Below are 15,919 nucleotides of genomic sequence, written 5' to 3' on the forward strand. Positions count from 1 at the left end.
CTGCTCCGCATAATTCTTGTTTCACATTGACGCTCAGTTTCTGAACTATGGGGATTTCCTATGTCAGAAACCCATCGGCAGCGGGGCGCTGGGCGGATTTTGCGGACTTGCCCTTCCCCCCGCCCCCGGTGGTCATCTTCGTATAGAGCTCGAACAGCTTCTCCAGCCGCTCGGTGTCATTGCGGAAGGTGCGGCCGATGTAGATGCGCTCCAGCGTCTCGTCGTTGCGCTCATGGGCGCGGCGCAGGTCGTCGGGCATGGCCTCGGGATCATACAGGTCGGCGATGGTCGCCGGGTAGTGGGCCTCGCGCGCCAGCAGGATGTCCTCGGCGCAGCGGGTCAGCTCGGCCTTGTTTTTCTCGGTCAGGGTCGGGACCGGGAAGGTGTTCCAGCCGAGGGTGTTGGAGTATGAAAAGTCCGTCCGCAAACGACCACAGATGGTGTCAATCCACGCTAGGTGAGTTTTTGACGCTATAACGGCAAGAGACCAGAGAGGACCATTCGGGATATAGAAAGCTTTGTTTGTAGGTATCACTGTCCCATCAGCGATTCCTGCCGGAAAAAATTCCCTATTTTCCGACGAAACTATTGGCACGAATATCTTGCGGCGCTCGTCGCCTTTTCTCTCTCGAAATTGGTGGGGCCTCGCAGCCAGTTTGTTTACGGCCTCATCGTCTGTCTCGGTTCGATCTCGCCTGACACTCTCGACACGATCGCGGATTTCCGGAAAGCGCGAAACATCGCTCCATTCGCCGTCAGCAATCCACAAGCAGTATCGCTCCTTGCCATTGATGTATTCGGTCGAGCCAATAAATCTGAGGATAAATCTCTCAGAAATTCCAGACTGGATTAGTGCAGATTTTTCTTCGCCGGTCAGCATCAACCCAGCAGACTTGGAGTAATATACGCCATATTCCATAGGAATTTTGGTAGCCAACGGGTGTCTTTCCGCTTGAACCACATCGATCTCATGGTCTGTGAGATATGGGTTTATGTTCGAAACCTCACGGGCGACTCCGTCAGTGAAAAGGCGGCGGGAACCTCCAGAGGTACGATCTACCCCTGTGACCACGACGGTTACACCTGCCTTATTCGCGGCGAGGTTCGACCATTTGAATGAGGTATGAGCAAATCTAATTCTGAATCCTTGCTTCAAAATCAATGCCCAAGTGATGGGAACTTGTTGCCCTTGGCAAAGGCTATTCGTGGTGACAAAAGAAAATGGCGCATGGCAATGTTTATTGTAGAGCGCCGACTTCATAAGCCAGCCGCCCACGTAGTCTACATTTTTCCATTTGGATGTTAGGCCTGAAAACACCGCCTCTAGGTCCGCTTTCTCAAGCTCTCCCTGTTTTCTTGTGCCCTTGAATGGCGGATTGCCGCAGATGTATGTCTCGCCACCCTCGTTCTCGAAGTCGATCTCCGCCTGATCCAAGGGCGTGTTGAACAGATCGTCGCCATGAAGCTTCACGCCGGTCCCTGTCGGCGGGCAGACGCTCAGCCAATCCAGCCGAAGGGCGTTTCCGCAGGTGATCCAGTTCTGACAATCCAACGGCAGAAAGTCCGCCAGCGCTTCCGTTTGCCCTCGATAGATCACGTCGCTCTGGTACTCGGCGATGATCAGGGCCAGACGGGCGATCTCGGCCGGGAAGTCGCGCAGCTCTATGCCACGGTAGTTGGTCTTGGGGATGTCGCTGCGCCGGTCAGGCTCGCCGCGCCGGCGATTGATCTCGGCCTCGATCCTGCGCATCTCCTTGTAGGCGATGACCAGGAAGTTGCCGGACCCGCAGGCCGGGTCGAACACCCGGATTCTCGCCATCCGCTTGCGCAGGTTCAGCAGGCTGCGGGGGTTGTCGCCGGCCTCCTCCAGCCGGGCGTTCAGGTCGTCGAGGAACAGCGGGTTCAGGACCTTCAGGATGTTGGGCACGCTCGTGTAGTGCATGCCCAGAGCGCCTCGCTCCTCGTCGTCGGCGACAGCCTGGATCATCGAGCCGAAGATGTCCGGGTTGATCTCCTGCCAGTTCAGGCTGGCGGCGCGCAGCAGATAGGTTCGGGCGATCTTGCTGAACCGGGGGCAGTCGCCGGCGTCGGCGAACAGGCCGCCGTTCACATAGGGGAAGCGGTCCGCCCAGGACTTGATCCCGGCGGCGGCCCGCCGGTCGCCATGGGTGGCCATGGCGCGGAACAGCTCGGCGAGGATCTCGTGGGTATTGTCCCCGTCGCTCATCTGTTCGACGGTTTTCGAGAACAGCTTGCTGGGGAAAATGCCGGTGTCCTCGGCGAACATGCAGAAGATCAACCGGGCCATCAGATGGTTCAGCTCTGGCCGGCGCGCCTCGCCCGCCCAGTCCGGATTGTCCTTCAACAGCTCGACATAGAGCTTGTTCAGCCGGCCGGTCGCCTTGATGTCGACCGGGTTGTCCTTGATCTGCCGGACGGTCGAGATGCCGGCCAGGGGCAGGAAGAACCCGAAATGGTCGGCGAAGGCGGGATAGGCACAGGCCAGCGGATCGCCGGTCGCCAGTTCCTCGGCCTCCAGCACGACGCCGTCCGTGGCCAGGATGAACTTGACCTTGTTGGCCGCCGTCTTGGGGCTGGCCCGCAGGGCGTTCAGCGTCTCGGCGACCTCACCCTCGGCGCAGACGGCCATATGGATGTTGTTGCGCTGGAGCACCCCGCCGGCGACATCCGACGCATTGCCCGACCCGGCCCGCAGCCGTTGCACCGTGACGGCCTTGTTGCCGAACGCGGTCAGGAAGGCGAACGGAAACTCGGCCGCGTCAAAGGGGGCAGCGGCCAGCTCGGAAACAGCTTCCTCGATCTCGACCGCGTTCACGCACTCACCTGGCTGTTATCGATTCCGCGACGGTGGTGCCGGTGGTCGTCTCCAGACGACTCACCTCAAGCGCGATCCGATCGCTGATCCGGATTAGCAGTCCCTGTCGAGCCGCGCCAATCATCGAACCCGCCAGGGTGGATTCCAGCCGCGCCAGCCGCGCCTCAAACGATTCCGGGGCGCGGGCTGCGTCGAGGCCCCGGATCAGCGTCGCCTGACAGCAGGTCGGCACGCGCTCTCAACAAGTCCGCATGCGCGCGTTTTGCGATGGCGATATGAGCCACAGGCGAAAGCGTCGCCTCCCGGACCCGTTTGATGGTCTCGGCTGCGCTGATCCAGTCGTCGTCTCTGAATCCTTGAGGCTCTTCACCAGCGTTCTCAGTCACCCAAGGAACTCGCTACGTCGAGCTAACGCTTTCAAGAACTCAACCCTGTCTCGCGAGCGGCACGACCTCCCCACCCATACGAAGACGGTCGAGGTAATCGCCCCACCACTGCGCCATCAGCACGCGTTCCTGCCAGTGAGCGCCCCGGTGGTAAGCCGCCCGGACGAGGTCCTTGCCCTTGTGGGCCAGGGCGCGCTCAATGGCGTCCGGCGACCATTTGCCGGACTCATTGAGGAGGGTGCTCGCGGTCGAGCGTCCGCTTTTCGGCCCGATGGCAAGGACTGACGCCGACCAGAAGCGAACATTCCAGGGGTCTGTCTGGAGGTCCGGCCCTGACTCGTCTGAGAATAGGGAACGTCCGCAATGTGGGTCGAGTGCCATTAGTTCAATGCAAACTTGTCTCCCTATGATCTCGAAACAGACCAATACCGGGAGGGTCAACCTCCGAATGTGTTCGAGCCGTCCGACCTTCGAGCGGGACATCCCGTAACCGAGCCCCGATTACGTTTATCGCACATAGACAACGGTGTACGGGGTTCACGAACGCTGGATTGCCGGACAGGTCGCCGAAAACTTCAGTCATTGCGAGGAGCCTAGACTGGTCAACTCCACCCGTCTTCGCGAGCGATCTCAGCTCGTCGGCTAACGGGTGACGAAGGGCCAGCGCATCGTCATCGAGCAGAGCCAGTCGACGGATCCAGGCCGCGACGGCGAGAGCTAGACGTCTGATCGGCCGGCCCGCGGCCAGCCTGTCCCGGATCGGATCCAGCAGCAGATTTATTGAGGCGTCCGTATTGATTCGTTCGACGGTGTCCCGAAGTGTTCGGTTGGAAAAACGAGTGACCAGTTGGTCCTGATACGTGGGCAGATCGACCGGCAGGTCCGCAGGCAGGGTCGGCGAGAGTTCCTTTTCCATCAGGGCGCGGATGTAGCGCGCCAGGCGCGGGTCGCGCATGGCCTCGGCCACCATGCGATGACCCCGCAGCCAGCCCAGTGAGGCCAGGGCCAGATGGCTTGCGTTCAGCAGGCGCAGCTTCATCTGCTCGAACGGCGCGACGTCTGCGGTGAACTGGACGCCCACGTCCTCCCAGTCCGGCCGACCGTCCGCGAAATCGTCCTCGACCACCCATTGGGAATAGGGCTCGCAGATGATCGGCCAAGCGTCGATCAGTCCCCATTTCTGGTCCATTTTGGCGATGTCGTCCTGGGCGGTGACGGGGGTGATCCGGTCCACCATGGTCGCAGGGAAACGCGCGTGCTCGGCGATCCAGTCGCCAAGTCCGGCATCGACCCGACCGGCGAACTCCAGCACGGCAGCCCGGAGCAGGCCGCCATTACCGGGCAGGTTATCGCAGCTCAGCGCGGTGAAGGCCGGACGGCCGGCGTCCCTTCGGCGTCGGCAGGCTTCGACCAGCAGTCCGATAACGCTGTCCGGGCGCCGGGGACAGGCAAGGTCCGATACGATCAGGGGGTTGGCGTGGTCCAGGCACCGCGTGGCGGCATCCAGACAGTAGCCGTTCTCGCTGACGGTCAGGCTGACGATGCGGATACCCGGCCTGTCGATGGCGTCGAGGATGGCCTCGGTATCTCCCGGCGCTACGATCTCGACGATCGACCCCACGACCTGGGCCGTCGCATTGTCATCGTCGCGCTCGACCAGGGTGTAGAGCCAGTCTTGGGGAGCCAGGGCGTCACGTACGCGGGCGTCGAAGGGTGTCAGACCCGCGCCGATGATGCCCCAATCCATTGCCTGGCCACGGGCCATCAGGGCGTGGACATAGCGGGCCATGTGGGCGCGGTGAAAGGCACCCGGCCCGAGGTGGACAATGCCGGCCGTGATCTGCGACGGATCGTAGGTCAGTCCCGCTACCCCGTCCGGCAGACGATCCAGCGTCGCGCGACATTGCCTTGGGGAGGTCACGTCCGCTTTGGGGCCGCCCTTGCTGCCAGGGCGAAGGCAATCAACGACAGGATGCTGGACACCAGGCCGACCGCCGCCAGAGACGGTGCTAGTGCGTCCTCTCCGCCGATGCGCTCGCTGATCACCGTCACCAGAGTCGGGGCCACGCCGAATCCGATGAACGATCCGACGACCACGAACGAGCCCAGGCACAGCGCGCGGAACTGGTTGGGAACCAGCACCGCGATTGCCGTCGCCGTAATCAAACCCGTCGCCGTTCCCGCCAACAGCAGGGCGGTCAGCAGGACGGCGAACCCGGGTACGCCGGGCATAAGTGGGAAAAGGGCGGCGGGCACGCCGATGGCGGAGGCGACCACCGCGCTGATCAACAGGCCCCTGCCGCCGCCACGTTTCAGACCCGCGTCGGCGGCGATACCGCCGGCGATCGTGCCGATAAGGCCCGAGCCCAAAAGCACCAGTCCCATCCAGCCGCCGAATTCGGCCGGCTGCAGGCCATAGGTCCGCATCAGAACGGGCGTGGCCCAGATGCTGGCCGAGGCGTCAGCCATGATGACGGTGATCTGGCCCACGAAAAGCGGGGCCAGAAGGCTGCGCCGCTCCCACAAGGCCTGCATGGAAGCCCGAAAGCCCGCGCCCGCGCTGGCCACCTCCCGTCGGACGGGTTCGCGCAGCATAAACAGCGGCAGCACCAGCAGGGCGCTGGCGCCCGCGAAGATCAGTTGGGTGGCGCGCCAGGCGGCCATGCCGAAAAGCGGCTCGGTCCGCGCTGACAGGATGCCGAACAGGGCGCCGCCCAGGGCGAAGGCCAGGGCGATGCCGAAGACCTTGCCCATGGAGAGCAACAGCAGCGACCGTCCACGCTGGTCCGGCGGGCAGAGGTCTGCGGCGATGGAGATTGCTACGGGCAGGACGACAGTCAGCCCCAGAGCCGACAGCATTCGCGCTGCGAACAGCAGTTCGAACGATGGGGCGAAGGCGCTAGCGGCCGCGCCCACGCTCCACAGGACCGCCAGCAGCAGCATCATTCGGACACGGTTGCTGTGGTCCGCCATCCATCCGATCGGGATCGACAGAAGGGCGGCAGGGATGGCGACCGCCATGCCCTGCACCAGACCCATCTGCAGGTCGGTCATGGCGAGGTCTGTTCGGGCGAACTCCTGCACGGGACCGAATGCCGCCTGGACCGCACATCCCGCTGCGATGCTCAGCGACAGGATTGTCAGCGTCATGCCGACGCCTTGCGGACGGGCCGCAGGGACTACCGGCCGGGGTGGGAGCAGGGTGTCGACGGCGGACGGATCATACATGGGCCGGCTCCGGGTTCGCGAGGCCGCGCAGGATGTCCCCGATCGAGGCGTCGAAGTGGGCGTCCATCGCCTGGACGGCGGCGTCGGCGTCGCGATCCATGATGGCCCGGGCCAGGGTGCGGTGTCGCTCCAGCGTCGCCGCGCGGTCCTCGGGGCCTTCGCGGGTCTTCCAGGCCGCGGGCACGGCCTCCTGCATCAACGGTGCGAAGGAGGCGACGATCTGGACGAACAGGGCGTTTTGGCCGGCCCGGGCGATGGCGTCATGGAAGGCGATGTCGTGGGCGGCGACTTTCTCCATGTCATCGTGATCGCGATCCATGGCCTCGGCGAGGTCGACGATCGCCCGGGCCTCGGCGTCGGTGCGGTTCTGGGCGGCGAGGGCGGCAGTGCGGATTTCGATCGTGCGGCGCACGTCCCAGACATCGGCCACGGAAATCTGGGCGGTCGACACGGCGTGGTCCAGCGAGCTGGCGATAACAGCGCCGTCGATGGCGCTGACACGGGGCTTGCGGCCATTGCCCACGTCGATGAGCCGCAACGCCGCCAGAACGCCGAACGCCTCGCGCATCACCGCGCGGCTGACGCCCAGCTTGTCGGCGAAATGGCCTTCGCCCGGCAGGCTGTCGCCGACGCGCAGTTCTTCGGTGCGGATATGGGCGCGGACCGCGTCAATGGCCCGCTGGACCAGGGATCCGCCTTCGACGCCGTTGCGGCCGCTCATCGTCAGGGCGCTCATCAGGCGGCGGCCCGGGCGGCGCGATAGTCGGACGGCGACACGCCGAACCGCCGTCCGAAGGCGCGCGCGAAGCTGGCGTTGTTCAGATATCCGTTCTCGTAGCCGATTGAGGAGACGGGCAGGTCGGTGGTCACCAGCATGCGGCTGGCTTCGGACAGGCGCCGCTCCGCCAGCGCTTCGGCGACGCTGCAGGCGAACATCTTGCGAAAGCCGCGGGTCAGCTTCTCCCGGTTCAGGCCGCAGCAGGCGGCGATGCCGTGCAACGACAGCTTCTGCCCCCACTGTTCGTCGATCAGCCGGCGGGCCTCCAGCAGTCGGCGGCTGTCGGCCAGCGACAGGTCGCTGTCGCCGGCGACCGGAATCAGGTCGCCGCCGTCCAGGGCGGTCCAGGTCTCGCAAAGAAGCTCGATCGCCTTGGCGGAGCGGTAGATGTCGCCCGCCTCGCTCGTGCGGTCGCAGTCGCGAAGGGCAAGCGCGATGGCGCGCAGGGGGCTGGGGAGGTGGAAATCGAGGCGCTCGCCGGCTTGCGGAACGGTTGCGGCGCCGATGCGCGTCAGGCCCGAAGGGGCGATCAGGAGCACGATCCGCGTCACGCCCGCGTCCTCGGACATCAGCTGGTCGGCTCTGGCGGCTCCGACGAAGCTCAAAGTCGCCGGCGCGTCGATGGCGCCGAAGCCAAAGGCCACCGCAAGAGCCTCCGGCGGCATGGCCGTCTCGGCGAAGGGGCCCCGCCCGGTCAGGACTGTGAACTCAGGTGAGACGACCAGGCAGCGACGCGCGACGGGCGCTGTGTTCAACGTGATCATGAAGTCCTCCACCTCTCTGACGGAGGCTGAGGCTTGACGGTGGACCTATCTGACAGGTTTGGCAATAGCTATCAGATAGGTTCCGCTGGCAGCGCTCAGAGGCTGAAGATCTTGCCGGGATTGAGCAGGTTCTGCGGGTCCATCGCCCGTTTAATCGTGCGCATGATATCGACCGCCTCGCCCAGCTCGGCCACCAGCCAATCCTGCTTGCCCAGCCCGATGCCGTGCTCTCCGGTACAGGTGCCGTCCATGTCGAGCGCCCGCTGGACCAGGCGACGGTTCAGTCTCTCCGCCTCTGCGGCCTCTTCAGGCTTGTTCGGATCGATGACGAAAACGACATGGAAATTGCCGTCGCCAACATGACCCAGGATCGGACCGGGAATGGAGGCGGCCTCTAGATCTTTTTTGGTCTCGATGATGCATTCCGCCAGGCGGCTGATCGGAACGCAGACGTCGGTGGGCCAGCCGACACAGCCTTTGCGCAGGCCGATCGCGGCGTAATAGGCCTCGTGCCGCGCCTTCCATAGCTTGGCGCGCTCTTCCGGCAGGCTGGACCACTGGAACTCGCCGCCGCCGTTGTCGGACGCCAGCGCTGAGACCGTCTCGACCTGTTCCTGGACATAGCGCTCCGAGCCGTGGAACTCGAAAAAGAGCGTGGTCTTCTCCGGATAGTCCAGACCGGACCAGGCGTTGACCGCCCGCATCTGCACGTCGTCCAGGATCTCGACCCGCGCCAGCGGAACGCCGAGCTGGATCGCCTGGACCGTGGTATCGACCGCCCCCGCCAGGGTCTCGAAACTACACACAGCCGACAGAATCGATTCCGGGATGCCATGCAGACGCAGGGTGATCTCGGTGATGATGCCGAGCGTGCCTTCCGAGCCGACGAACAGCCGCGTCAGGTCATAGCCCGCTGCAGACTTCCGGGCTCGTCGGGCCGTACGGATGTCGCGCCCGTCCGGCGTTACGACCCGCAGCGATAGCACCGCCTCTCGCATGGTGCCGTAGCGCACGGCGTTGGTGCCCGAGGCCCGCGTCGAGGCCATGCCGCCGATCGTGGCGTTGGCTCCCGGATCGATGGGGAAGAACAGACCGACGTCGCGAAGATGTTCGTTCAAATGCTCGCGCCGGACGCCCGCCTGGACCGTGACGTCGAAGTCTTCGGCGTTCACCTCGACGATCTGGTCCATCATCGACAGGTCGATCGTCAGGCCACCGTTGACTGGGGTCGTATTGCCCTCGATCGAGGTGCCGGCCCCGTAGGCGATGATCGGCACGTTTGCCGCCCCGCACAACTTGACCGCTTCCACCACATCTTCCGTCGACAGGGCGAAGACGACCGCGTCCGGCAGGACGGTGTCGAAATGCGCCTCGCTGGACCCGTGATGGGACCGCATCGCCTCGCCGAGGTGAAGACGGTCGCCGAACACCCCCCGAAGGCTTTCGATGAAGCCGTCGGGGAGGCGGGTCGGTTCGATTGAGAGAGGCAACGCGTTCACTGTCGTTTCAGTACGGCCGTGATCCTAGAAGCTATAGCCAACGCGCACGCCGACGCGACGCCCGTCCCCGATCTGCCCCAAGCTGCCCAGCGCCGGCAGGCCGGCTGCGGTCAACGTCGAGCTGTCGATATAGCTTTCGTAGTAGTCCTCGTCGAACAGGTTGTTCGAGAACACCGCGAACTCCATGCCGTCGACGCGGTACGAGATCGTCGCGTTGGCCAGGAAGTAGCTGTCCAGTTCCGGCGCGAAGGTGTTCGACAGGCCCGCGCCGATCCGGTCGCCCTTGCCGACGATGCCCGCCGAGAAGGTCAGGTCGCCACGGCCCACCGGCACGACGTAGTCGCTCTGCAGGCTCAGGGTCCAATCAGGCTGGAACGGAATGCGGTCGGTCGGCAACCGCCGTCCGGTCGTCTGGCGATAGCGAGTGTCGTCGGTGATCCGGGCGTTCTGCAGGAGGCCGCTGGCGCGGACCGTCCAGGCGTCCGTCAGGTCGGCCGTGATCTCGGCCTCGACGCCGTAGGAGCGCGCGTCGCCCGTGTTCAGGTTGATGCCGACGATACCGGCCCCTGTGGTCGAGGGCGCCAGGCTGTTGGCGGCGATGATGTCCTTGTAGTCGTTGTAGAAGACCGCGCCCTGCAACGAGACCCGACGGTCGTCGGTGCTGAGCTTGGTGCCGACCTCATAGGTCCACACCGAGTCGCCGTCATAGGTCAGGTTCGGCGCGCCCGGGCCGTTGGTGCCGCCGCCGCGGAAGCCGCGCGCGATCGAGGCATAGATCATGTGGTTGTCGTCCAGGCGCTTACGCAGCGCGATCCGGGGTTGGACCTCGTTGGCTTCATAGTTTGAGTTCCGCGCACTCCGGAAATCGATCTGCTGGTGATCGTAGCGCAGACCGACGGTCAGTTCGAGGTCGGGCTGGATGTTCCAGAAGGCGGTGCCGAAGACGGCCCAGATGTCCGCGTCAGAGTTGGCGAAGGCCGGCACTCGCAGGTTTGCTGGCACGACCAGAGTCGCCGAGGTCTGATCCAGCGTCTGGTTCGACTTGAACACACCGATCAGTGAGGTGAAGTCTTCGCTCCAGCGGCTATCGATGCGCGCCTCGAAGCTCTTGGTCTCCAGAGTGTTCTGTCCGGTCGAGCGGAAAAGGTTGATCGACTGGAAGTCGCCGTCGCTGTCGCTCGTCGCGTCGCGCTTGTCGTATGAGGCGATGACGGTCAGGTCGTGCTGCTCGTTCAGTGGCGTCTGCAGACGGCCATTGACCCCGCTGTATTCGTAGTTGGCGATGCTACGGAAGTTGGTGCGGGCGTCGTCGATGTAGACGTTCGGACCTGTCGTGACGGCATAGAGCGGGTTGGTGCCGTTCACCTCGTCATAATAGGCGTTCAGATTAATGACTGCGGGCCCGGCCTGCCACCGCAGCGCACCGCGGATGGTGTTCTGCTCCAGCCGATTGGCGTCGTCATAGGCCAGGAGGCTATTCTTGATGAAGCCGTCGCGGCTCTGCGTGCCGACTGACAGGCGACCGGCCAGGACGCCTGGAATGATTGGTCCGGCCACGGTGGCGCCGACGATGTAGTAGTTGTCCGGTCCGGCGTAGGTCGCTGTCAACTTGCCTTCCAGCACGTCGGATGGCTGTTTGGTCGTGACGTTGATGGCACCGCCCAGGGTGTTTTGGCCGAACAGGGTGGACTGCGGCCCGCGCAGGACCTCGATCTGTTCGACGGCCAGAGTCGGACTGTTCAGGTAGGAGGTGTTCTGCTGGTAGACGCCGTCTACGAAGATACCGACGCCAGGCTGAACCGTGTCCAAAAGGGTCGTGCCGATGCCACGGATCGAGATGAAGGCGCGTCCGGCGGCATCGGAGTTGATGTTCAGGCCCGGCGTGATCGCGGCGATGTCGCGGATCGAAGTGAACTGCCGGTTCTCAAGCGTCTCGGCCGTGATGGCTGTGACGGCGACAGGCACGTCGATCAAGCGCTCGGAGCGTTTGCGTGCTGTGACGATGATGTCATCGACCGATGAGGCTTGGTCAGAAGCCGCTGAAGGGGCCTGCGTTGCGGTCTGCGCAGAGGCAATGCCGCTAGACATGGCCGCCAGACCGACGCCGGCTGCGAGAATGGTGATGAAGCGCATGGTTTTTGTCTCCGCCCTGGAAGCGCCGGATCTGCTCCGGTCGTTGAGATAAGCGTGCGCCCGTCTCGACCTATCTGAAAGGTTGCCGAGTATGCCGATCCGCAGCCAGACTTAGCGCGATGCCACTTCCCTGGCGTCGATGGCCAGTGCCAGCGCGCCCAGCGGACCTGCGCGGTGACCCAGGCCCGGCTAGACGATGAAGCCATCAATGCCTGCTGCGATCCTTTCGGCGACGCCGTAGCCATTGAGGCTCTTGAGCAAGGCGGTGCGGATGCGGGGCAGAAGATGCGGCTGCCCCATCCCCAGTCCGCCGCCCATGAGAATGCGTTCGGGGGCGGTGGTCAGCACCAGATTGTGACACAGGGCCGCGAGCGCCGATACGACGACGTTCCAGGCCGGGTCGTTGCGCGACAGCTGCTCGGCGGGCAGGCCGGCATGGGCCAGGACCGCCGGACCGGACGCCAGGCCCTCCACACATTCGCCATGATAGGGGCAGACCCCTGCGAAGGCCGATCCCGCCGGTCGGGGGATGCGCAGGTGCCCGGCCTCGGAGTGACCCAGGCCACGCACCGACCGTCCGTCGACGATCGAGCCCACGCCGATGCCAGTCCCTACAGTGACGTAGGCGAATGACCCGATCCCCCTTGCCGCGCCCCAGCGCGCCTCAGCCAAGGCCGAGCCATTGACGTCTGTGTCGAACCCGACCGGCACGGCCCAGCAGCGGACGCGCCGCAGGATGTCGAAACCGGTCCAGCCGGGCTTGGGCGTGTTGACCACGCAGCCGTGGGTCGGCGATCGCGGATCGAGGTCCAGCGGCCCGAAGCTGGCCACACCGACAGCCCCAAACCCATGCCGATCCCGCCATTGGCGCAGCAGGTCGTCGATGGCGTCGATCGTCTGGTTCGGGCCCACCGTCTCGATGCGGGCCTCAGCGCGGATGTCGTCTGGACCCGTCCCCAACATCATCGCGCATTTCGTGCCGCCCAGCTCAATCCCGACCACCAGTGGCGCATCCATCGCCGATCGGCTCATTCGCGCCATGTCGCGGCGATGGGAAAATCCTTATCCGGCTCGGCGCGGCCCTTGGCCAGCTGGTAGACCTGCCGGGTCCCGGCCTCGTATTCGGGCCAAGGGGCCGAGCCGTCGCGCGCGAAGTCGATCCAGACCTTCTGGATGCTGTCGGCCAGGGCCTGGGGCGGCGGTGTCTGGCCCAGCACGCCGATCGGTCCTGTGGCGGTCCTGAGGGTGTTGAACACGAACGGCACCTCCACAGCATGACAGGCACCCAGCTCTCCGCCCAGAGCGGGCGAGCGCCAGTCCATCTCGTAGAAATGGGTCCGGCCCTGATGGGCCTGGGCATACGCCCGCGCGGGCCAGCGGAAGACCAGATCGGTCAGGGCGCGGGTCAGGGTCGCACCGCCCGGAACGCCACGCTGTCCCAGTCCGTAGCGCTTCAGAATTCCCAGGGCCCCCCGCTCTGTGCGGCTGAGCAGGAACCAGGCCAGAAGCCGACCGAGCTTCGCCTTAACCCCCGTTGGCACGAAATACAGGTTCATCTCCTCGGCGTTCGTCCCGATCAGCACATCGATCTCCGCGCCCGCGCCCTGCGCGAGGGCCTGCAGGGGAGGAACCGGGATCACGTCGTCGCCATGGACCGGCAGGAATTTACTCAACCCATAGGCGGGGTCGCGGCCGTTCTCGCCACGCATGTCCAAGCCTGAGGTCGGGGCCTGTACGACATCCTGCGCGTTGAGCCCGGCCTGAACGCTTGCCGAGCGAAATCCCGCTGCGTCGGGGGAGATGCCAAGAACCTTCGCCAGCTTATCCACGACCTTTCTCATCGTCCTGACCGATCGGACCATCGATCCATGACCACTTTGCAGGATCGCCCGCCGGAACAGGCCGCGCGCCAGGGGGGAGACCACCAGATCGCCGATCGACATGGCACCCGCCGACTCGCCGAAGACCGTCACATTGGCGGTGTCGCCACCGAATCCAGCGATGTTGTCACGCACCCACTGAAGCGCTGCGATCATGTCGCGAAGACCCAGATTGGTGGGCACGCCGGGAATGGGCAGGAAGCCCTCGATCCCGAGCCGGTAGTTGATCGTCACGCAGACCACGCCGTTCCGGGCAAAGGCCATGCCTTCCTGCGCCGGTGCCAAGGCCGTGCCGCCCACCCACGCGCCGCCGTGGATGAAGACCATGACCGGTAGGCCCGCCAGATCCGGACCCTGCGGCGTCCAGATGTTCAGATTGAGGTAGTCGTCCCCCTTCACCCACCCAGACCCCACCAGCGGCGTCAGATCCAGGGTGGGGAAATCCCGCAACTGATAGGGCGCTGTCGGCCCGAATACGGTCGCGTCCCAGGGTTCGTCCCAAGGGGCGTGCGGCTGTGGCGCGGCGAACCTCAGGTCGCCAACGGGCGCGGCGGCATAGGGAATGCCCAGGTATCGCGCGACACCGTCGATCTCTCGACCCCGCACCGGGCCACAGGAGGTGTTCGCCATCACGGCATCGGAGACAGTCGACATGGCGAACACCTTGGACCGGGCGGACCGCAACCCGAAGGCGGTCTGATTTGCTGACAGGCCGTTTTCATTGATCGATCCGCAGCCGCGCACGGCCCTAAGGCCTGTGCCGGATGTGACGTCGCGACAGGGTCTGGATGCTAGGGACGCCCGCCAGGGCGAGGGTGCGTACGAACTCGTCGCGCAGAATCTCCAGGGATCGAGCGACGCCGGCTTCGCCGCCAGCCGCCAGGCCGTAGAGATAGGGGCGGCCGATCGAGCAGGCGGTCGCTCCCAGGGCCAGCGCCTTGACGACGTCCGAGCCGCGTCGAATACCCCCGTCGCAAATGACATCCGGTCCGTCGCCGAGCGCATCTCTCACGGCGGCGACCTGATCGATCGGCGCAGGCGCGCCATCCAGTTGCCGTCCGCCGTGGTTGGACAGGATCACGCCGGTGGCGCCCGAACGGATCGCCCGCGTCGCGTCCTCCGGCGTCATGAGCCCCTTGATCGCAAGAGGACCGTTCCACTCGGATGCGAGCCATTCGACGTCGCGCCAGGACAGGCCGGGGTCAAACTGACGACCGATGAAGTCGAAAAGGCTCAGCGGGTTTGTCGCCAGGGCGTCTGTCCTGTGACTGACATTGGCCAGATCGAACGTGGCACCGGTCAGCGCGGGTATCGACCAACCGGGATGCAGGGCGAAATCGAGAAGGGAATGCGCGGTCAGGCGAGGCGGCAGAGATATGCCGCTTCGACGATCGCGCAGCCGGTTGCCTGCGACTGGCGTATCAACTGTCAGACAAAGCCCGGCGTATCCGGCTTCACGGCATCGCGAGACAAACTCACGCGTAAGCCCGCGATCCTTGAACACATAGATCTGGAACAACATTGGGACGGAGATCGCCGCGGCCAGATCCTCAAGCCGTGTCGTGCCCATGGTTGACAGACAGTAGGGAATGCCTTGAGCGGCCGCTGCCCGGGCGACGGCCGGCTCCGCAGAGCCATGGAACATCCGTGTGAGGCCTGTCGCGGAAAGCATAAGCGGCCACGCGGCTGGCTGTCCGAAGATGGTCGTCGCGGTCTGGATCGATGATACGTCCGTCAGGACGTCCGGGACGATCTCGTAATCTCTGAAAGCATCGACATTGCGTGCCAGAGACCATTCCTCGTCTGCGCCTCCGTCCAGATAATCAAAGATCGGACGTGGCAGGCGACGGCGCGCAAGACCTCTGAGGTCTGCGATGCTGTGAACCGTATCAACTGATGGCACACCTCTTTCTAGCCAATGCTGCCAACTATCGGAAGCCGCCCTTGGGCCGCTTCTAAGCGATTGACGTCGCGCTGGAGCCGAAGCACATATTTCGTGTGGATCTGCACAGCGTGAAGGACGACGTCTTCGCCGGGAAGGCGCTGCGTCACTTTCGCGGCGGGGTCCAAGAGATTCGCCCAGAGCCGTCGATCTTCCCTCTGCCTAGGGCATGATCGTTTGAGGTGGACCCACGTCGTGGGTCCAGCCGAAAGCGTGAATCATGCCCTCGCTCATATCTGGAGCCTGATTCACGGCATCGGCGGAATCGCGAAGCGATTCCACCTCAGCCGATCAGGCTCTAGGATCGAGCCCTACCTTCAATTGGCAGACCCTCGAGCGTCTAGCCGCGGGCGGCGTGCCGATCTCCGCTTCTGGCGCAGAGTAGACCAGGGTCCGGCTTGACGGGAAGTTCAGCTTCCTAACCGATGGAGTGACCAGCCTTCGCCTGCGCGGAGCGCGGCGAACACAGATTT

At 64.5% G+C, this 15,919-nt stretch carries 11 protein-coding genes; all 11 read right to left on the reverse strand.

The features are described from left to right. Positions 1–58: 58 nt before the first annotated feature. The 11 genes from HZ989_RS03715 to HZ989_RS03765 all read right to left on the reverse strand — a co-directional run bounded on the left by HZ989_RS03715 (position 59) and on the right by HZ989_RS03765 (position 15,407). Positions 59–2,836, reverse strand: a complete 2,778-nt coding sequence (locus tag HZ989_RS03715) for a DNA methyltransferase (RefSeq protein ID WP_209322301.1) — start codon at positions 2,834–2,836, stop codon at positions 59–61. A gap of 4 nt (positions 2,837–2,840) precedes the next feature. Next, the gene (locus HZ989_RS03720; RefSeq protein ID WP_209322302.1) at positions 2,841–3,068 is read right to left on the reverse strand and encodes a hypothetical protein; all 228 of its coding nucleotides are present in this window, start codon (positions 3,066–3,068) and stop codon (positions 2,841–2,843) included. 539 nt (positions 3,069–3,607) lie between these two features. Continuing rightward, positions 3,608–5,143, reverse strand: coding sequence for a mannitol dehydrogenase family protein (locus HZ989_RS03725; protein WP_209322303.1), 1,536 nt, complete (start codon positions 5,141–5,143; stop codon positions 3,608–3,610). After that, complete coding sequence (locus HZ989_RS03730; protein WP_209322304.1) at positions 5,140–6,372, reverse strand: MFS transporter; 1,233 nt, start codon at positions 6,370–6,372, stop codon at positions 5,140–5,142. Before HZ989_RS03730 ends, HZ989_RS03725 begins: the two co-directional genes overlap by 4 nt. Positions 6,373–6,442: 70 nt before the next feature. Then, positions 6,443–7,186 (reverse strand): FadR/GntR family transcriptional regulator, encoded by a 744-nt coding sequence (locus tag HZ989_RS03735; protein ID WP_209322305.1) that lies wholly within the window; start codon positions 7,184–7,186, stop codon positions 6,443–6,445. After that, a complete protein-coding gene (locus tag HZ989_RS03740; RefSeq protein ID WP_209322306.1) occupies positions 7,186–7,992 on the reverse strand; it encodes an AraC family transcriptional regulator in 807 nt (268 codons plus the stop codon). Before HZ989_RS03740 ends, HZ989_RS03735 begins: the two co-directional genes overlap by 1 nt. Positions 7,993–8,087: 95 nt before the next feature. Continuing rightward, positions 8,088–9,491 carry an FAD-linked oxidase C-terminal domain-containing protein gene (locus HZ989_RS03745; protein ID WP_209322307.1) on the reverse strand — a complete coding sequence of 468 codons (1,404 nt, stop codon included), beginning with the start codon at positions 9,489–9,491 and terminating at the stop codon, positions 8,088–8,090. A 24-nt stretch (positions 9,492–9,515) separates the two neighbouring features. Beyond that, positions 9,516–11,624, reverse strand: a complete 2,109-nt coding sequence (locus HZ989_RS03750; protein WP_209322308.1) for a TonB-dependent receptor — start codon at positions 11,622–11,624, stop codon at positions 9,516–9,518. A 189-nt stretch (positions 11,625–11,813) separates the two neighbouring features. Beyond that, positions 11,814–12,656: an ROK family protein gene (locus HZ989_RS03755; protein WP_245162438.1), complete on the reverse strand. Its 843-nt coding sequence runs from the start codon at positions 12,654–12,656 to the stop codon at positions 11,814–11,816. Beyond that, positions 12,653–14,158, reverse strand: coding sequence for a carboxylesterase/lipase family protein (locus HZ989_RS03760; RefSeq protein WP_209322309.1), 1,506 nt, complete (start codon positions 14,156–14,158; stop codon positions 12,653–12,655). Before HZ989_RS03760 ends, HZ989_RS03755 begins: the two co-directional genes overlap by 4 nt. Positions 14,159–14,252: 94 nt before the next feature. After that, positions 14,253–15,407, reverse strand: a complete 1,155-nt coding sequence (locus HZ989_RS03765) for an alpha-hydroxy acid oxidase (RefSeq protein ID WP_209322310.1) — start codon at positions 15,405–15,407, stop codon at positions 14,253–14,255. Positions 15,408–15,919: the final 512 nt, after the last annotated feature.

The organism is Brevundimonas sp. AJA228-03 (assembly GCF_017795885.1).
Taxonomy (GTDB): Bacteria; Pseudomonadota; Alphaproteobacteria; order Caulobacterales; family Caulobacteraceae; genus Brevundimonas.